19 protein-coding genes are annotated in these 18,329 nt (G+C 62.7%); 18 read left to right on the top strand and 1 reads right to left on the bottom strand.

The window, feature by feature from the left end; all coding sequences use genetic code 11:
• The first annotated feature begins 6 nt into the window (after nt 1-6).
• From AC04SG_RS04670 to trmB, 5 genes are all read left to right on the top strand, one after another.
• The gene (locus AC04SG_RS04670) at nt 7-477 is read left to right on the top strand and encodes a VOC family protein (protein ID WP_488550101.1); all 471 of its coding nucleotides are present in this window, start codon (nt 7-9) and stop codon (nt 475-477) included.
• A gap of 87 nt (nt 478-564) precedes the next feature.
• Complete coding sequence (gene lnt / locus AC04SG_RS04675) at nt 565-2,157, top strand: apolipoprotein N-acyltransferase (protein ID WP_488550102.1); 1,593 nt, start codon at nt 565-567, stop codon at nt 2,155-2,157.
• Nucleotides 2,158-2,294: 137 nt separating this feature from the next.
• Nucleotides 2,295-2,714 (top strand): helix-turn-helix domain-containing protein, encoded by a 420-nt coding sequence (locus AC04SG_RS04680; protein WP_112566421.1) that lies wholly within the window; start codon nt 2,295-2,297, stop codon nt 2,712-2,714.
• Between the two features lie 204 nt (nt 2,715-2,918).
• On the top strand, nt 2,919-4,184 hold the full coding sequence (gene metK / locus AC04SG_RS04685) for a methionine adenosyltransferase (protein WP_112566418.1): 1,266 nt from the start codon (nt 2,919-2,921) through the stop codon (nt 4,182-4,184).
• Nucleotides 4,185-4,204: 20 nt separating this feature from the next.
• Nucleotides 4,205-4,906: a tRNA (guanine(46)-N(7))-methyltransferase TrmB gene (gene trmB / locus AC04SG_RS04690; RefSeq protein ID WP_488550103.1), complete on the top strand. Its 702-nt coding sequence runs from the start codon at nt 4,205-4,207 to the stop codon at nt 4,904-4,906.
• 45 nt (nt 4,907-4,951) lie between these two features.
• Here the strand turns inward: trmB and AC04SG_RS04695 are convergent, their stop codons facing one another.
• The gene (locus AC04SG_RS04695) at nt 4,952-5,116 is read right to left on the bottom strand and encodes a hypothetical protein (RefSeq protein ID WP_488550104.1); all 165 of its coding nucleotides are present in this window, start codon (nt 5,114-5,116) and stop codon (nt 4,952-4,954) included.
• A gap of 215 nt (nt 5,117-5,331) precedes the next feature.
• Here AC04SG_RS04695 and AC04SG_RS04700 point away from each other — a divergent pair, with 215 nt between their 5' ends.
• The 13 genes from AC04SG_RS04700 to AC04SG_RS04760 all read left to right on the top strand — a co-directional run bounded on the left by AC04SG_RS04700 (nt 5,332) and on the right by AC04SG_RS04760 (nt 18,326).
• The gene (locus AC04SG_RS04700; protein WP_488550105.1) at nt 5,332-5,574 is read left to right on the top strand and encodes a CopG family ribbon-helix-helix protein; all 243 of its coding nucleotides are present in this window, start codon (nt 5,332-5,334) and stop codon (nt 5,572-5,574) included.
• On the top strand, nt 5,571-5,858 hold the full coding sequence (locus AC04SG_RS04705) for a type II toxin-antitoxin system RelE/ParE family toxin (protein WP_488550106.1): 288 nt from the start codon (nt 5,571-5,573) through the stop codon (nt 5,856-5,858). Before AC04SG_RS04700 ends, AC04SG_RS04705 begins: the two co-directional genes overlap by 4 nt.
• A gap of 163 nt (nt 5,859-6,021) precedes the next feature.
• Entirely contained in the window at nt 6,022-6,654 is a 633-nt protein-coding gene (gene rimP, locus AC04SG_RS04710; protein WP_112566409.1) for a ribosome maturation factor RimP, read from the top strand.
• A 51-nt stretch (nt 6,655-6,705) separates the two neighbouring features.
• Nucleotides 6,706-8,301 carry a transcription termination factor NusA gene (nusA, locus tag AC04SG_RS04715; protein WP_112566406.1) on the top strand — a complete coding sequence of 532 codons (1,596 nt, stop codon included), beginning with the start codon at nt 6,706-6,708 and terminating at the stop codon, nt 8,299-8,301.
• A gap of 38 nt (nt 8,302-8,339) precedes the next feature.
• On the top strand, nt 8,340-8,990 hold the full coding sequence (locus AC04SG_RS04720; protein WP_488550107.1) for an RNA-binding protein: 651 nt from the start codon (nt 8,340-8,342) through the stop codon (nt 8,988-8,990).
• Nucleotides 8,987-11,551, top strand: coding sequence for a translation initiation factor IF-2 (gene infB, locus AC04SG_RS04725; protein ID WP_488550108.1), 2,565 nt, complete (start codon nt 8,987-8,989; stop codon nt 11,549-11,551). The genes AC04SG_RS04720 and infB overlap by 4 nt, the downstream gene beginning before the upstream one ends.
• Nucleotides 11,552-11,717: 166 nt before the next feature.
• The gene (rbfA, locus tag AC04SG_RS04730) at nt 11,718-12,137 is read left to right on the top strand and encodes a 30S ribosome-binding factor RbfA (protein ID WP_112623870.1); all 420 of its coding nucleotides are present in this window, start codon (nt 11,718-11,720) and stop codon (nt 12,135-12,137) included.
• On the top strand, nt 12,137-13,102 hold the full coding sequence (truB, locus tag AC04SG_RS04735; RefSeq protein ID WP_203277809.1) for a tRNA pseudouridine(55) synthase TruB: 966 nt from the start codon (nt 12,137-12,139) through the stop codon (nt 13,100-13,102). The genes rbfA and truB overlap by 1 nt, the downstream gene beginning before the upstream one ends.
• Nucleotides 13,103-13,146: 44 nt before the next feature.
• Complete coding sequence (gene corA, locus AC04SG_RS04740; RefSeq protein ID WP_488550109.1) at nt 13,147-14,241, top strand: magnesium/cobalt transporter CorA; 1,095 nt, start codon at nt 13,147-13,149, stop codon at nt 14,239-14,241.
• A 115-nt stretch (nt 14,242-14,356) separates the two neighbouring features.
• Entirely contained in the window at nt 14,357-14,566 is a 210-nt protein-coding gene (locus tag AC04SG_RS04745) for a hypothetical protein (protein WP_488550240.1), read from the top strand.
• Nucleotides 14,511-14,795, top strand: coding sequence for a 30S ribosomal protein S15 (gene rpsO / locus AC04SG_RS04750; protein ID WP_407660271.1), 285 nt, complete (start codon nt 14,511-14,513; stop codon nt 14,793-14,795). The genes AC04SG_RS04745 and rpsO overlap by 56 nt, the downstream gene beginning before the upstream one ends.
• Nucleotides 14,796-15,074: 279 nt before the next feature.
• Nucleotides 15,075-17,222, top strand: coding sequence for a polyribonucleotide nucleotidyltransferase (pnp, locus tag AC04SG_RS04755; protein WP_112566388.1), 2,148 nt, complete (start codon nt 15,075-15,077; stop codon nt 17,220-17,222).
• A 90-nt stretch (nt 17,223-17,312) separates the two neighbouring features.
• Nucleotides 17,313-18,326: a class I SAM-dependent methyltransferase gene (locus AC04SG_RS04760; protein ID WP_488550110.1), complete on the top strand. Its 1,014-nt coding sequence runs from the start codon at nt 17,313-17,315 to the stop codon at nt 18,324-18,326.
• Nucleotides 18,327-18,329 lie beyond the last annotated feature (3 nt).

Below are 18,329 nucleotides of genomic sequence, written 5' to 3' on the forward strand. Positions count from 1 at the left end.
CGCCGCATGACGGTCGAAGACCCGTTCAAGCACACCACGTTCGGTTCCGGGGTTTTCTATAGGGATCCAAGGGCTGCACTGATCTGGCTTGAAGCCGCTTTCGGTTTCGAACCGAGCATGGTGGTCAGCGACGCCGACGGAAAGCTGGTCCATGCCGAAATGCGTTTCGGCGACGGCTACATCATCGTCGATTCCGAATGGGCCGATCACGTCGCCAGTCCGGCTTCGGTCGGCTGCAGGAACACACAATCGGTTTGTGTGCGGCTGAAAGACGGTCTCGACGCGCATTGCGAACGGGCGAGGGCGGCCGGAGCCGAGATAGTCGAGGCGCCTGCCGACCATTTCTACGGCGAGCGGCAATACCGGGCGCGCGATCCCGAAGGCCATGTCTGGACCTTCACCCAGACCTTGCGTGCCGTTTCGCGCGAAGAGGCCGAGCAGCTGAGCGGCTTCAGCATCGACGGCTGGCACCGATAACGCAGTGATTGGCCGGTTCGCAGCGAGTCGCATTTCAATAAATCTGATAAATCTTGGCTCTTGATTCGCACGACTTGGGAAGTCTGCATGCAGCGCCTTGCCGGCCGGATAATTCTGCTTTGGGGCTGGCGGCGCGCGCTGGTGGCGTTTCTCGCCGGCGCGCTGGCAGTGCTCGCCCAGGCGCCTTACGATTTCTTCGCCGTCTGTTTCGTCTCGTTTCCGCTGCTGGTCTGGCTGCTCGACGGCGCCACCGGCGAGGCTTCCGACAGCTGGCTCAGGCGCCTGCGGCCGGCCTTTGCCATCGGCTGGTGGTTCGGCTTCGGCTATTTCCTTGCCGGCCTGTGGTGGATAGGCGAGGCGCTTCTGGTCGAGGCCGACAGCTTCGCCTGGGCCTTGCCCTTCGCGGTCGTCGGCATTCCTTTGGCGCTGGCGTTTTTCTACGGATTCGCCGCGGTCGTCGCCCGGCTGTTATGGACCAACGACATCGGCCGCATCGCCGCTCTTGCCTTTGCTTTTGGCCTGACGGAATGGCTGCGAGGCTTCCTGTTCACCGGCTTTCCCTGGAATGCCGTGGGCTATGCGGCAATGCCCGTGCCGCTGTTGATGCAGAGCGTGTCGGTGACCGGCATGATCGGCATGAACGCGCTGGCCGTCTTTGTCTTTGCCATGCCGGCTCTGCTCGCCGCGCGCCGGCATCTGCGCCTCGGACTGGTATTGCTTGCCGTTCTCGTCGCCGCCCATGTCGGCTTCGGCTATTTCAGGCTGGCGGCCCCCGACAAGTCGGCAACGCACAATCTCGATGTCCGCATTGTGCAGCCGGATGTCGATCTCAGCGAGAAGTGGGACGCTTCGGTGCGCGACCGCATCTTCGCCACCATGATGGGTCTGTCGGCCGCAGCGCCGGATCCAGGTCATAACAAACCGCAGCTGATCCTGTGGCCGGAGACCTCCGTGCCGTTTCTGTTCACCGAGCGCCCCGATGCGCTGACCGCGCTCGGCGACATGCTGCAGCCCGGGCAGATGCTGATTGCCGGCGTCGTGCGCGAGGAGGGCGGATCGGGGGCCGATGCCGGCAGCCGCTATTACAATTCCGTGGTGGCGATCGACGACAAGGGCGAGATTGCCGACGCCGTCGACAAAGTCCATCTGGTACCCTTCGGCGAGTATCTGCCGTTTTCCGGTTTGCTCAGCCGCTTCGGCATCGAACAGCTTGTCGCCGGGCCGATGAACTTCGCCGCCGGCAATGAGCGCCACCCAATCGTCTTGCCCGGCGGCATAAGCGCCTTGCCGTTTATTTGCTACGAGGTGATCTTTCCCGATCTGGTGGCGGTTGACGCAACGTCATCCCAGCTTATTGTGAATGTCACCAACGACGCCTGGTTCGGCGACACGCCCGGACCGTACCAGCATTTCAGGCAGGCGCAGATTCGTGCGGTGGAAAATGGATTGCCCCTGTTGCGCGCAGCCAACAACGGCATTTCGGCCGTTGTCGATACGCGTGGACGCATCGTCGACGCCCTGGCGGTCGATGCGCGCGGCGCCATCGACGTGCGGGTGCCCATCTCCGGGCAGGCCTTCATCTCCGTCGGTCAACGGCGCATTAACGGAATGCTGATCATGTTCCTGTTTGCCGTGATCGCCGTCGGCTTGAACGTAAGGCAACGGCTACGGGTGAATTGACAGTCGACACATTAGAAACTCATACTGTTCCCGCCTAATTTTCTCGAAGTCGGTTGGTGTTTCTGTTGGGGCAGTTGGCTCCGGCTTCGTTTGGGCGAGAAAAATAGAAAAAGCCGGAAAAATTCGGCGAGGAAAAAATGACAGAAGAAAACAAGAAAAAACCGAATCCGATCGACATCCATGTCGGAAGTCGCGTCCGGCTTCGGCGCAATATGCTTGGAATGAGCCAGGAAAAGCTGGGTGAAAATCTCGGTATTACGTTTCAGCAGATCCAAAAATATGAAAAGGGAACGAATCGCGTCGGCGCCAGCCGTCTGCAGGCAATAGCCTCGATACTCAGCGTGCCTGTCGCCTTCTTTTTCGAGGATGCGCCAGGGCAGGAGCCGGTGGGTAACAGAGGATTTGCCGAGGACGCTTCGATGGCTTTCGCCGTCGAATTCTGCGGCAGTCCGGAAGGACTTCAGCTCAACCGCGCCTTCGTAAAGATAGCGGATGTGAAGGTGCGCCGCCGGATCATTGATCTGGTGAAATCCCTTTCTGCCGAAGATGCCGAGTGATCCGGTGCGTCGATTGACCCATTGGCCGGAGTAGCTCAAGGGCTCGACTGCCGGCGGCGCCAAGCCGCCGGTGGTACAAGATATATTGCTGCGACATTCATGCCAGAACCGCGGCACCGCTTGACGAGCGGCGCCCGGCACCGTTAACACGTGGCGCGCCAAAATCGGCAGCCCTGCCGATCGTTTTTTCAAGAGGGGACACCCGTGACGCGGCAGAACTACTTCTTCACCTCGGAATCCGTTGCCGAGGGTCATCCCGACAAGGTTTGCGACCGCATCTCCGACGAGATCGTCGATCTGGTCTATCGCGAGGCCAAGAAGACCGGCATGGACCCGTGGAAAGTCCGCGTCGCCTGCGAGACTCTGGCCACCACCAACCGTGTTGTCATCGCCGGCGAGGTCCGGGTTCCCGAGACGCTGCTGAAGAAGGACAAGCAAGGCAACATCCTGATGGATTCCGCCGGCCACCCGGTCGTCAATCCGGCCAAGTTCAAGTCGGTCGCCCGCAAGGCGATCCGCGAAATCGGCTACGAGCAGGCCGGCTTCCACTGGAAAACGGCAAAGATCGAGGTTCTGCTGCACGGCCAGTCGCCTGACATCGGCCAGGGCGTCGACAACGCCGCCGACCGCCAGGGCGAGGAAGGTGCCGGCGACCAGGGCATCATGTTCGGCTATGCCTGCCGCGAAACGCCGGACCTGATGCCGGCGCCGATCTATTACAGCCACAAGATCCTCGAATTGCTCGCGGCCGCCCGCCACGAAAACAACGGCGAGGCCGGCAAGCTCGGTCCCGACGCCAAGAGCCAGGTCACCGTGCGCTACATCGACGGCAAGGCGGCGGAAGCGACGCAGATCGTGCTGTCGACACAGCATCTCGATGCGAGCTGGGATTCCAAGAAGGTCCGCAAGGTCGTCGAACCTTATATCCGCGAGGCGCTCGGCGACCTCAAGATCGCCGACGATTGCATGTGGTACATCAATCCGACCGGCAAGTTCGTCATCGGCGGCCCGGATGGCGACGCTGGCCTGACGGGCCGCAAGATCATCGTCGACACTTATGGCGGCGCGGCCCCGCATGGCGGCGGCGCTTTCTCCGGCAAGGACACCACCAAGGTCGACCGTTCCGCTGCCTATGCGGCGCGTTACCTCGCCAAGAATGTCGTGGCAGCCAAGCTCGCCGATCGCTGCACCATCCAGCTTTCTTACGCCATTGGCGTTGCCCAGCCGCTGTCGGTCTATGTCGACCTGCACGGCACCGGCAAGGTCGACGAGGCTAAGCTGGAGGAGGCGCTGCGCACGGTGATGGATCTGTCGCCGTCCGGCATCCGCAGGCATCTCGACCTCAACAAGCCGATTTACGCCAAGACGTCGTCCTACGGCCATTTCGGCCGCAAGGCCGGCCGCGACGGGTCCTTCTCCTGGGAGAAGACCGATCTGGCCAAGGCGCTCAAGGACGCGGTCGCCGCCTGAGGGCGGCGCGCGACCCAGCCATGGATCCAAAGGAAAGGCGGAGCCGGGCGACCGAAGGGTTCTTCGGCCGGCGGCATGGCAAGACCATTCGCCCGCAGCAGGCGGCCGCGCTGGAAAGCGGTCTTGGCGCCTATGGCCTCGACCTCTCCGCCCATGCACCGGCAGACTTGCGCATGCTGTTTGCCGCGGATGTTTCGACGGTTCGGCTGGAAATCGGCTTCGGCGGCGGCGAGCATCTGCTGCATCGGGCCACGGAGGCCCCAGCGGCCGGCTTCATCGGTGTCGAGCCGTTCGTCAACGGCATGGCCAAGCTGATGATGGCGGTGCGGGAAAAGCCGCTCGCCAATCTTCGCGTTCACAATGACGACGCCACGCGGCTGCTCGATTGGTTGCCTCAGGCTTCGCTCGGCGGTATCGACCTGCTCTACCCCGATCCCTGGCCGAAGAAAAAGCACTGGAAGCGGCGCTTTGTCAGCCCGCTCAATCTCGATCGGTTCGCGCGTGTTCTGAGGCCCGGCGGAAAATTCCGCTTCGCGTCCGACATCGACACCTATGTTAATTGGACCTTGTTGCACTGCCGGGCGCATGGCGCGCTCCTGTGGCAGGCTGAGGACGCGGCCGACTGGCATCGGCCCTATGAAGGCTGGCCTGGCACACGCTACGAGGCAAAAGCCATTCGCGAGGGCCGGCGGCCGGCCTATCTCACCTTCGTCAGGAAATAGTCCGATGTGGGACCAACGGTCCCGGCATCGTGGTCCGCTTCAGATCTAGAAACGGCCGATCTTGTCGAAAGCGGTCGGGTCCATGCCGAGCCGGCGCAAATCGTTCGCGCGCGGCTTGCGGCCGGCCTCGACGGCCCGCGAGGCAGCAACGGCGCTGCCGAACAGGGCGAAGGCGTCGCCTATGGTGGAAAACACAGTACGGTTGTTCATTGTCTTGACCTTTCGCGCGCCACCGCGCGCCATCTCTGCTTGTGCAGTGCAACACAGATAGGGACGCGGCGTCTGAAATCACAGGGCCGTTACCGCATAGGCGGCATGCGCCCCGCGCAATGCAACCGTCGCTATAGCAATTGACGAACCGAATTGGTTCCACCACATTCAATGTGAACCAGAATGGTTTCAAATGAATCAGAATGGAGACGCCGATGGCTGCTTTTACGGTGCGACTCTCTGATGAGACGGCAGCCAAGCTTGACCAACTGGCGGGTAAAGTTGACCGCACCCGCTCCTACGTAGCGGCTCAGGCGATCGAAGACTACGTTGCCAGGGAAGAATGGCAACTTTCAGAGATCGAGGCTGGGTTGGGCGAGGCCGACCGCGGTGAATTTGCGAGCGAAAAAGAGCTGGCCGACGTCGTGGCGAAATACGTCAAGCCGCCTAGCCGATGAGCCGGGTCCGCTGGACGATCCGCGCGCTGCGGCGACTCGACCAGATCGGTGCCTTTATTGAAAAGGACAACCCCTACGCCGCCGCACGGGTCGTTGCCCGCATCGTTTCTGCGGCGGACAATCTTGCCGAGCAGCCGGCGATGGGACGCGTCGGGCGAATAAGAGGCACGCGGGAGCTTGTATTGACCGATATCCCGTACCTCATTCCGTATCGGGTGGTCGGCCGCGAGATCGAGATCATCACGGTCATGCATGCCTCCCAGAAATGGCCGCGGCAGCTATAAGCAGCGGCCGTCACCGTCAGCACTGGTATCGAGGCTTGAAACACCGGCCGGGATCGTTTATATCAGCCTTAAATTCTTGGTCGGTATGACGAAGAGTGGGTCCACCCGGTCCCGCTCTTTTTTATTACCTGCCGGTCAGCCATCAAAGAGCGACAGGAACCGCATGACTGCTACGGCAAGCGAAGCCGACGACCGCATCATCCGCGAAAGCGGCATCGATGCGCGCATCGCGCTGATCGTTCAGCCGGTGTTGCGCGGCATTGGCTTTCGCCTCGTGCGGGTGCATCTGTCGGGCCAGAACGGGCTGACGCTGCAGATCATGGCCGAACGCGAGGACGGCACCATGACCGTCGAGGATTGCGAAGAGGTCAGCCGCGCGGTGTCGCCGGCGCTCGACGTCGACGATCCGATCGAAAAGGCCTATCATCTCGAAGTGTCGTCGCCCGGCATCGACCGGCCGCTGGTGCGCAAGTCGGATTTCGTCACCTGGACCGGCCATCTGGTGAAGATGGAAACCTCGGTGCTGGTCGCCGACCGCAAGCGTTTCAAAGGCAAGATCGCGGAAGCCGCTGAAGACGATGTGCTGATCGAGCGCGACAAGGCCGCTTATGGCGAAGAGCCGACGGTGCGCGTGCCCTATGACGCGATCGCCGATGTGCGGCTGATCCTCACCGACGACCTCATCCGCGACGCCCTGTCGAAGGATAACAGGGAACGCAAGGAAGCCAAGAAACGCCGGGGCGAGCCGGAAGACGATGTTTCCGAAGACGCCACGGAAGAACACGAACAGGAATAACGATTGAGCTGCCGGGCCAAAGCTCCGGCACCCAGTTCGGGAGATAAAGACATGGTTGTAAGCGCCAACAGACTTGAACTGCTGCAGATCGCCGATGCGGTCGCGCGTGAAAAGTCGATCGACAAGTCGATCGTCATCGCCGCAATGGCCGATGCGATCCAGAAGGCTGCGCGCTCGCGCTACGGCCAGGAAACCAACATCCGCGCCGACATCAACGCCACCACCGGCGAGATGAAGCTGCAGCGGCTGATGGAAGTGGTCGAGAAGGTCGACGACTACGCCACCCAGATCGCCATCTCCTCGGCGCGCGAGCGCAATCCGGACGCCCAGCTCGGCGACTTCATCGCCGAACAGCTGCCGCCGATGGATTTCGGCCGCATCGCCGCCCAGTCGGCCAAGCAGGTCATCGTGCAGAAGGTGCGCGAGGCCGAACGTGACCGCCAGTATGACGAATACAAGGACCGCATCGGCGAGATCGTCAACGGCACCGTCAAGCGCGTCGAATATGGCAACGTCATCGTCGATCTCGGCCGTGGCGAGGCGATTATCCGCCGCGACGAGCTGATCCCGCGCGAAAACTACAAGTATGGCGACCGCGTCCGCGCCTATGTCTACGACGTGCGCCGCGAACAGCGCGGCCCGCAGATCTTCCTGTCGCGTACCCATCCGCAGTTCATGGCCAAGCTCTTCACCATGGAAGTGCCGGAAATCTACGACGGCATCATCGAGATCAAGTCGGTCGCCCGCGATCCGGGCTCGCGCGCCAAGATCGCCGTCATTTCGCGCGATAGCTCGATCGATCCGGTCGGCGCCTGCGTCGGTATGCGCGGTAGCCGCGTTCAGGCCGTCGTCGGCGAATTGCAGGGCGAGAAGATCGACATCATTCCGTGGTCGCCTTCGGCCGCGTCCTTCATCGTCAACGCGCTGCAGCCGGCGGAAGTCGCCAAGGTCGTGCTCGACGAAGATGCCGAGCGCATCGAGGTGGTGGTGCCGGACGACCAGCTGTCGCTGGCCATTGGCCGCCGCGGCCAGAACGTGCGTCTTGCTTCCCAGCTCACCGGCTGGGATATCGACATCCTGACCGAGGCCGAGGAATCCGAACGCCGCCAGAAGGAATTCGTAGAACGTTCGTCACTGTTCATGGAAGCGCTCGATGTCGACGAGATGGTCGGCCAGGTGCTGGCCTCCGAAGGCTTCACCAGCGTCGAGGAAGTTGCCTATGTCGATTCGGGCGAGATCGCCTCGATCGACGGCTTCGACGAAGACACCGCTTCGGAGATCCAGACCCGCGCCCGCGAATATCTGGAGAAAATCGAAGCCGAGCATGACGAGAAGCGCAAGGCGCTGGGCGTCACCGACGAGCTGCGCGAAATCCCCGGCGTCACCACCGCCATGATGGTGACGCTCGGCGAGGATGGCGTGAAGACGATCGAGGATTTCGCCGGCTATGCCGCCGACGACCTCACCGGCTGGAAGGAACGCAAGGACGGCGAGACCAAGGTCTATCCGGGCGTTCTCGCCAATCACGGCGTGTCGCGCGCCGATGCCGAGCAGATGGTTCTGGCAGCCCGCCTCAAGGCCGGCTGGATCACCGAAGACGAGCTTGCAGCCGAACAGGTCCCGGCTGACGAAGCTGTTGGTGCGTGAGGTGAAACCGCATCGCACACAACCCGCCCCAGGACGAGATGAACGATCGCACCTGCATCGTTACCCGCAGGCAAGCCGAGCCGGATGAGCTGATCCGTTTCGTCGTCGGCCCGGATTCGGCCGTCGTTCCGGACATCAAGAGAAACCTGCCCGGCCGTGGTTGTTGGGTGAGCGCCGACCGCCTACATGTCGACAAGGCGGCGGCGAAGAACCTGTTTGCCCGCGCCTTCAAGGCGCAAGTGACCGTGCCGCCCGATCTCGGTGGCATGGTCGACGGACTGCTTGCACGATCCGCTCTGGGCATGCTCGGCCTTGCTCGCAAGGCCGGCGCGATCGCTCTCGGCGCCACCAAGGTCGAGAGCGCGGTGCGCAGTGGACTGGCGCTTTTCGTGCTCCACGCGACCGAAGCATCCGACGACGGCGTGCGCAAGATCAGCCAGGCGCGGCGGGCAACTGTCCACCTCGGCGGGCCTGCAGTCCTTGCCTACAAACTTTTCTCCGAGGCCGAGTTGAGCTTGGCATTGGGGGGCACAAATGTGATACATGCTGCCGTTCTCGCGGGAGACGCGGGCAAGGCGGTTGAGAAGCGCATGGTTGCGCTCGACCGATATCGGGGCGGAACCCCCGACGATCTGGCAATGCTTGCGGCCGTTGCTGACGAAGATGATGCTGCAGAGGATATGGAATGAGCGATACGAAATCGGGCGACGACAAGACGTTGAGTGTTACACCGAAGAAGACCTTGACGCTGAAGCGCCCCGGTACCGAGCAGAGCGTCGTGCGCCAGAATTTCTCGCATGGTCGCACCAAGCAGGTCCAGGTCGAGATCAAGAAGCGCAAATTCTCCATGCCCGGCGACAAGCCGGAGCCGGTGGCTGCACCCGTTTTGACGCCCAAGCCCACGGTTGCGGCAGCCCCCGTGGTGCAGGAAGCGCCCAAGGCGCCGCCCCCGCCGCCGCCGGTCGAACGCAGCGGCATGGTGCTGAACGAATTGTCGCGTGGCGAAATGGAAGCCCGGCGCAGGGCGCTCGAAGGCTCCAAGGTTCGCGAAGTCGAGGATCGCCAGCGCGCCGCCGAAGACGCCAAGCGCCGTGCTGAGGACGAGGAACGCCGCAAGCGCGAGCGCGAGGAATCCGCGCGCCGTCAGGCCGAGGAAGAAGCTCGTCTGCAGACTGAGGCCGAGTCCCGCCGCCGTGCCGAGGAAGAGGCGCGCCGTCGCGCGCCCCTGGCCGCCGAACTGGCGACGGTCGATGACGAGGAAGAGGTCAAGCCGAAACGCACCGGCGTCGGGGCACCGGTTCGCCGTCCGGTCACGCCCGAAGTGGCGCGTCCGGCCAAGCCGACCAAGGCCGAGGAAGACCGTCGTCGCGGCAAGCTGACCCTCAACACGGCGCTTTCCGACGAGGACGCGCGCGCCCGCTCGCTGTCGTCGATGCGTCGCCGCCAGGAAAAATTCAAGCGCGCGATGCACAATGAGCCGCGCGAGAAGGTTATGCGCGAAGTGATCCTGCCCGAAACCATCACCATCCAGGAACTGGCGCAGCGCATGTCCGAGCGCGCCGTCGATGTGGTCAAGTACTTCATGAAGCAGGGCCAGATCCTGAAGCCGGGCGACATTATCGACGCCGACACGGCTGAACTGGTCGCCACCGAATTCGGCCACACGGTCCGCCGCGTCGCTGAGTCCGACATCGAGGAAGGCCTGTTCAACATCGCCGACAATGCCGAAGACCTGGTGTCGCGGCCGCCGGTCGTGACCATCATGGGTCACGTCGACCACGGCAAGACCTCGCTGCTCGACGCCATCCGCAATGCCAATGTCGTCTCCGGCGAAGCCGGCGGCATCACCCAGCATATCGGCGCCTACCAGGTCGAGAAGAACGGTCAGAAGATCACCTTCATCGACACGCCCGGCCACGCCGCCTTCACGGCGATGCGCGCCCGCGGCGCCCAGGCCACCGACATCGCCATCCTGGTGGTGGCGGCCGACGACAGCGTCATGCCGCAGACGATCGAATCGATCAGCCATGCCAAGGCGGCAGGCGTTCCGATCATCGTGGCGATCAACAAGATCGACAAGCACGGCGCCGATCCGCAGAAGGTACGTTCGGAACTGCTGCGCCATGAGGTGTTCGTCGAATCGATGGGCGGTGAAGTGCTGGACGTCGAAGTCTCGGCGACCAAGGGCACCAATCTCGACAAGCTGCTTGAGGCGATCCTTCTGCAGGCCGAAATTCTCGACCTCAAGGCCAATCCGGACCGCACCGCCGAGGGCGTCGTCATCGAAGCCCAGCTCGACAAGGGCCGCGGCCCCGTCGCCACCGTGCTGGTGCAGACCGGCACCTTGATGCCGGGCGACATTCTCGTCGCCGGCAACGAATGGGGCCGGGTGCGCGCGCTGGTCAACGACCGTGGCGAACAGGTCAAGGAAGCGCCGCCGGCTATGCCGGTCGAGGTGCTTGGCCTGCAAGGCACGCCGCAGGCCGGTGACCGCTTCGCCGTCGTCAACAACGAGGCCCGCGCCCGCGAGATCACCGAGTATCGTCAGCGTCTGGCCCGTGAGAAGGCGGTGGCCAAGCATGCCGGCCAGCGCGGCTCGCTCGAACAGATGATGTCGCAGTTGCAGACGAGCGGGCTGAAGGAATTCCCGCTGGTCATCAAGGGCGACGTCCAGGGTTCGATCGAGGCGATCAGCGCTGCTCTGGACAAGCTCGGCACCGACGAGGTGCGTGCGCGCATCGTTCATGCCGGTGCCGGCGCCATTACCGAGAGCGACGTGTCACTGGCGGAGACTTCGGGCGCCGCCATCATCGGCTTCAATGTCCGCGCCAATGCGCAGGCACGTGCTGCCGCTGTCGCTGCCGGTATCGAGATCCGCTACTACTCGATCATCTACAACCTCGTCGATGACGTGAAGGCGGCGCTTTCGGGCCTGCTTTCGCCGGAACGTCGCGAGACCTTCATCGGCAATGCCGAGATCCTCGAGATCTTCGACATCACCAAGGTCGGCAAGATTGCCGGCTGCCGTGTCACCGAAGGCAAGGTCGAGCGCGGTGCGGGCGTACGCCTGATCCGTGACAACGTCGTCATCCACGAAGGCACGCTGAAGACGCTCAAGCGCTTCAAGGACGAAGTTGCGGAAGTCCCGGGCGGCCAGGAGTGCGGCATGGCCTTCCAGAACTACGAGGACATGCGCGTCGGCGACATCATCGAGTGCTTCCGCGTCGAGATGGTGACCCGGACGCTCTGAGTTCGTATACTGTCGATACGACCGGGCGGTGGTCGAAAGACCGCCGCCCTAACTTTAATGCCTGTTGCCCAAAAGTGCGTAGCGGTTTTGGGCGACATGCATAGAACAAGTATGAGACGTGCGGCACGGTCCTATCCCCCGCCTCACGCTTTCAGGATTGAGAAAAATGCCCCGTCCAACCGTCTCCAGCCCATCCCAGCGCATGTTGCGCGTCGCCGAACAGGTGCGCCATGCACTCTCCGAAACCTTGCAGCGCGGCGAGATCATCGATCCGCTGATCGAGAATACCGTGGTGTCGGTCTCGGAAGTGCGCATGTCGCCCGACTTGAGGGTTGCCACTGCTTTTGTCTCGCCGCTCGGCGCCAAGGATACCGGTGCGGTGATCGACGCGCTCAACAAGCACGCGAAATTCGTCCGTGGCCGCGTCTCCGGCGCGCTCCGGCAAATGAAATTCATGCCTGAGTTCCGCTTCAAGCTCGACACGTCGTTCGACAATTTCGCCAGGATCAACGATCTCTTGAAGTCGCCCGAAGTCGCGCGAGACTTGGGTGCCGATGGCGAAGACAACGACAAGGACGAGAAATAGTGGGGCGCCGCGGCAAGAAGAAGGGCCGGCCGATTTCGGGCTGGGTGGTGCTGGACAAGCCGGTCGGCATGGGCTCCACCGAAGCCGTCTCCAAGATCAAATGGCTGTTCCAGGCCGAAAAGGCCGGCCATGCCGGCACGCTCGACCCGCTGGCCTCCGGCATGCTGCCGATCGCGCTCGGCGAGGCCACCAAGACCGTGCCTTACGTCCAGGACGGCGCCAAGATCTATCGTTTCACCGTCGCCTGGGGCGAGGAGCGCTCGACTGACGACCTCGAGGGTCCGGTAACGCAAAACTCCGACCGGCGTCCGGCCGAGGCCGACGTCAGGGCGCTGCTGCCGAAATACACCGGCGTCATCATGCAGACGCCGCCGCAATTCTCGGCCATCAAGATAGCGGGCGAACGCGCCTACGACCTCGCCCGCGAGGGCGAGACGGTCGACATACCCGCGCGGGAGATTGAAATCGGCCGCCTCGATATTGTGGAGCACGCTGCCGACCGCACCCTTTTCGAGGTCGAATGTGGCAAGGGCACCTATGTGCGCTCGCTGGCCCGCGACATGGGCCGCGACCTTGGCTGTTTCGGTCATATCGCCGAACTACGCCGGGTTGAGGTAGAGCCGTTCACCCAGGAGGATTTCGTCACCGTCGCTGAACTGGAGGCCGCCCGTTTCGGCGAACAGCGCGAAGCTGATGGCGACGCCGATGTTGTCGATGCGCCGATCGACTTCGGCGCCATCGATGCGCTGCTTGTCGATACGGCGGCCGCGCTCGACTGCCTGCCGCAGATCGCCATCAGCGACGAAGCGGCGACCAAGATCCGGCTTGGCAATCCCGTCATCATCCGCGGTCGCGACGCGCCCGTGGAAGCCGAGGAAGCCTGCGCCACCGCGCGCGGCAAGCTGGTCGCCATAGGCGCCATCGAGCAAGGCATGTTCAAGCCGAAGCGGGTCTTTGCCGGCTGACCACTCTCGTCTAGTTTCACTTCGAGATTACATCCGAGGGGCAGATGGCTAAGGCTGAGGCTGTGAAGAAGCGGGCGCCGGTGAAAACGCGGCGACCGCCGGTCGGCGCCTCGCCGGGCACGCTGATCGCCGATCCGGCGGCGCGCCGCTCCGAGCTCCGGCTGACGCTGATCTCACCGGAAAAATTCAAGACCATCGACAAGGCCAGCATCGATGATCTCAACACCCATTGCGACAACTGGCCGGTCGTCTGGCTGGATTGCACCGGGCTGGCCAACATCCAGCTGATCGAGGAGATCGGCCGGATTTTCAACCTGCATCCGCTGGCTCTGGAAGACGTCGTCAACACCGGCCAGCGGCCGAAGGTCGATTTCTTCGAGGATCACGCCTTCGTCGTCATGCGCATGATCGACGATGTCAAAGTGCATCGCTACGAGCAGATCGCGGTGTTCTTCGGCAGGAATTTCGTCGTCACCTTCCAGGAGCGCGAAGGCGATCCGTTCGATCCCGTGCGCAAGCGCATTGCCGCCTCGCTGCCCAACCGCTTGCGGATGCGCGGCGCCGACTATCTGGCCTATGCGCTCATCGACTCCATCGTCGACAGCTATTTCCCGCCGATTGAGGCCGCGAGCGAGGAGGTCGACGGCATCGAGGACGAGATGCTCAACACCCCGCACAAGCATCAGATGCGGCAACTGCACGAATTGCGGCGCGACGCCAATGTGCTCAAGGGCGTGCTGTGGCCGATGCGCGACGCACTGGCGACGCTGATCCGCAACGACGTGCCCTATGTGAAGCCCGAGACGAAGATCTTTTTCAACGACACGCTCGACCACGCACTGCGGCTGATCGAACTGGTCGAGAACCAGCGCGACATGCTGACCGGCCTTATCGAAATGCATCTGTCGCTGAGCCAGGCGCGCACCAACGATGTCATCTCTTATCTGACCATCGTCTCGGTGATCTTCATGCCGTTAACCTTCCTGGTTGGTATCTGGGGGATGAATTTCGACCCTGAAAGCTCGCCATGGAATATGCCGGAACTGAAAGCCTATTATGGCTACCCGGCTTCGCTGCTGTTCATGCTGGCCGTTGCTGTCGGCCTGATCGTCTTCTTCAAACGCAAGAAGTGGCTCTAATGCATGTCGCCCAGAAGTGTCAGCGGTTCTGGGTCAACGACATGCAGAACAAAGATCTCAAGCGCGTACCCCACGCGCTTGAGGCCTCCGGCATCAGGGAAATCTTGGATTCCCCATGAAAAGCCTGCGACAAGCCGGCTTTATGAATTGGGCTGGTGTTTTCCGGGGAATTGCCCTATATGCGCCGCAGCATCGCGCCATGTCGCGTTGCTTGCACCGGCCCCTGCTGGACGACATCCCGGCTGAGGGCGACCCGTTTCCTCAAACAGATAAGGAAAAACACGATGTCGATTACTGCCGAGCGCAAAAAGGAATTGATGGGTGAATTCGCAACCGCCAAGGGCGATACCGGGTCTCCGGAAGTCCAGGTGGCCATCCTTTCCGAGCGCATCAAGAACCTGACCGACCACTTCAAGGACCACAAGAAGGATAACCATTCCCGCCGTGGTCTGCTCGCTCTCGTCTCCCAGCGCCGCAGCCTGCTTGATTATCTCAAGCGCAAGGACGACGCGCGCTATCAGACGCTGATCGAGAAGCTCGGTCTGCGCCGTTGACGAATTGACCGGCGGGCTTTCGAAGGAGAGCCCGCCGGTCGCGCATTCTGCCAGTCGCTTCGATTGGCCAGACCCGGTTTCGAGCGTGCAGAGGGCCACTCGAAACCGCCCATGGACGGTCATGGGGCAGGATTGCAGGACGCTCGTGCGCTTATCCAGCGCCGAAATTTACCCGAGCTTCCCGTTGTCTTGCCCGTGGCTGCCCGAGAAAGGAAGCCAGGGAAGGGCATCCGCGCACCGTGAAACGGCGCGGCCCTTTCCGCTTATTAAGGACAAGACATGTTCAATCACCACAAAGTGGAAATCGAATGGGGCGGTCGTCCGCTCATCCTGGAAACCGGCAAGATCGCGCGTCAGGCTGACGGCGCGGTGCTCGCGACCTACGGCGAAACCAAGGTTCTCGCCACCGTCGTTTCGATGAAGGAGCCGAAGCCGGGTCTCGATTTCTTCCCGCTGACCGTCAACTACCAGGAAAAGACCTACGCCGCCGGCAAGATCCCGGGCGGCTACTTCAAGCGCGAAGGCCGTCCGAGCGAAAAGGAAACGCTGGTTTCCCGTCTCATCGACCGCCCGATCCGCCCGCTCTTCGCCGACGGCTACAAGAACGACACCCAGATCGTCGTCACCGTCGTCCAGCATGACCTCGAAAACGATCCGGACATCCTGTCGATCGTTGCCACCTCGGCCGCTCTGACGCTCTCGGGCGTCCCCTTCATGGGCCCGGTCGGCGGCGCCCGCGTCGGTTACATCAACGGCGAATATGTGCTCAACCCGCATGTCGACGAGATGCAGGAATCCAAGCTTGACCTCGTTGTCGCCGGCACCGCCGACGCCGTTCTGATGGTCGAGTCCGAAGCCAAAGAACTTGGCGAAGAGCTGATGCTCGGCGCCGTCATGTTCGGCCACAAGGGCTTCCAGCCGGTGATCGACGCCATCATCAAGCTGGCCGAAGTTGCCGCCAAGGAGCCGCGCGATTTCACCGCGCCGGATTATTCCGCGCTTGAAGCCGAGATGCTGAAGATCGTCGGCGACGAACTCAGCAATGCCTACAAGAATGTCGACAAGCAAAAGCGCTACGCCGCCGTCGACGCCGTCAAGGCCAAGGTCAAGGCAGCGTTTGCCCCGGCCGAAGGCGAAGACGCCAAGTACACCTCCGAGCAGATCGGCTCGGTGTTCAAGGAACTTCAGGCCAAGGTCGTGCGCTGGAACATCCTCGACACCGGCTCGCGCATCGACGGCCGTGACCTCAAGACGGTCCGCAAGATCGTCTCCGAAGTCGGCGTTTTGCCGCGCACCCACGGTTCGGCGCTGTTTACCCGCGGCGAGACCCAGGCGCTGGTCGTTGCCACGCTCGGCACCGGCGAGGACGAGCAGTATGTCGATTCGCTGACCGGCATGTACAAGGAGAAGTTCCTCCTTCACTACAACTTCCCTCCCTACTCTGTCGGTGAGACCGGCCGCATGGGTTCGCCGGGCCGCCGCGAAATCGGCCACGGCAAGCTCGCCTGGCGCGCCATCCGTCCGATGCTGCCCTCCGCTGACCAGTTCCCCTATACGCTGCGCGTCGTCTCGGAGATCACCGAGTCCAACGGCTCGTCGTCGATGGCCACCGTCTGCGGCACCTCGCTGGCGCTGATGGATGCCGGCGTGCCGTTGGCCAAGCCAGTCGCCGGTATCGCCATGGGCCTGATCAAGGAAGGCGAGCGCTTCGCGGTTCTGTCCGACATCCTGGGTGACGAAGATCACCTCGGCGACATGGACTTCAAGGTCGCCGGTACCGCCAACGGCATCACCTCGCTGCAGATGGACATCAAGATCGAGGGCATCACCGAGGAGATCATGAAGATCGCGCTGGACCAGGCCAAGGATGGCCGCCAGCATATCCTCGGCGAGATGGCGCATGCTCTGACCGGCGCCCGCCCGGAACTCGGTGAGTTCGCACCGCGCATCGAGGTCATGCACATCCCGACCGACAAGATCCGCGACGTCATCGGCTCCGGCGGCAAGGTCATCCGCGAGATCGTCGAGAAGACTGGCGCCAAGATCAACATCGAGGATGACGGCACGGTCAAGATCGCTTCGTCGAACGCCAAGGAGATCGAGGCGGCCAAGAAGTGGATCCACACCATCGTCGCCGAGCCGGAAGTCGGCGAGATCTACGAAGGCACGGTCGTCAAGACCGCCGACTTCGGCGCTTTCGTCAACTTCTTCGGTCCGCGTGACGGCCTCGTCCACATTTCGCAGCTTGCCAACGACCGGGTCGCCAAGACCTCGGACGTCGTCAAGGAAGGCGACAAGGTCTGGGTCAAGCTGATGGGCTTCGACGAGCGCGGCAAGGTCCGCCTGTCGATGAAGGTCGTCGACCAGGCCACCGGCAAGGAAATCGTCCGCGACAAGAAGGCCGAAGGCGAAGAAAACGCCGCCTGAGCGGTCTGATAGTGAAATTGAAACGGGCGCGGCAGAGGTCGCGCCCGTTTTCGTTTAAGACCCCGTTTGTTTCAGGCATGAGATCGAAGAATGGCCGCTGAGCCGCTGAAGACACTGTTCCATCCCTTCGAGGCCGAGGCGCTGCCTCTGCCGCAAAAGTGCGAACGTGTGCTATTCCTCGGCGCCGAGCCCGGCTTCCGCCTGCCGGGAGGTTTTGAGGCGGCGCTTCACCTCGTGCAGGGCTTCCGGCCGCATTTCCGCGCGCTGGAGCGTGCTGGCCACACGGTGACGCCGCGTCCGGAGGGCGATGCATTCGATGCAGCGCTCGTCCTCGTTGGCCGCCATCGCGGCCAGAACGAGATGCGCATAGCCGAGGCGATCGAACGAGTTGCACCGGGCGGCCTGATCGTTGTCGCCGCCGGCAAGGAGGACGGCATCGACAGCCTGCGCAAGCGCATCGACGAGCTTGTGCCGCTCGAAGGCCATCTGCCGAAACATCACGGCATTGCCTTCTGGCTTCGCCGTCCTGTCGATCTGGTCGCCGCGGAAAAACTCCGGATCGCCAACCCTGTCGCGCTGATCGATGGCCGCTTCCGCACCGCGCCCGGCATGTTTTCCTTCGATCGCATCGACGCCGGTTCAAAACTTCTGGTCGACAACCTGCCCAAAGACCTGCGTGGCAACATCGCCGATTTCTGCGCCGGCTGGGGCTATGTCGCTGCCGAGATTGCGGCAAGTTCACCCGGCATAACCGGGCTCGACCTCTACGAGGCGGATTTCGACGCGCTTGAGGCGGCCAAAAACAATATCGGCAACATAGGCTTCGAGCCGGGCTTCTTCTGGATCGATCTGCTGAGCGAGCCGGTCGAGCGGCGCTATGACGTGATCCTCATGAACCCGCCCTTCCATCGCAGCCGGGCGGCCGAACCGGAAATCGGCGCCGGCATGATCCAGGCGGCGGGCAAGGCGCTGAAGCCGGGCGGGCGGCTGTTCATGGTGGCAAACCGCCAGCTGCCTTACGAACCGGTTCTGAAGGCCGTATTCTCCAGCCATTCCGAACTCGCCCGCGACGGCATGTTCAAGGTCTTTGCCGCGCGTCGATAGGAC

It is taken from the genome of Mesorhizobium sp. CNPSo 4684, assembly GCF_057784315.1.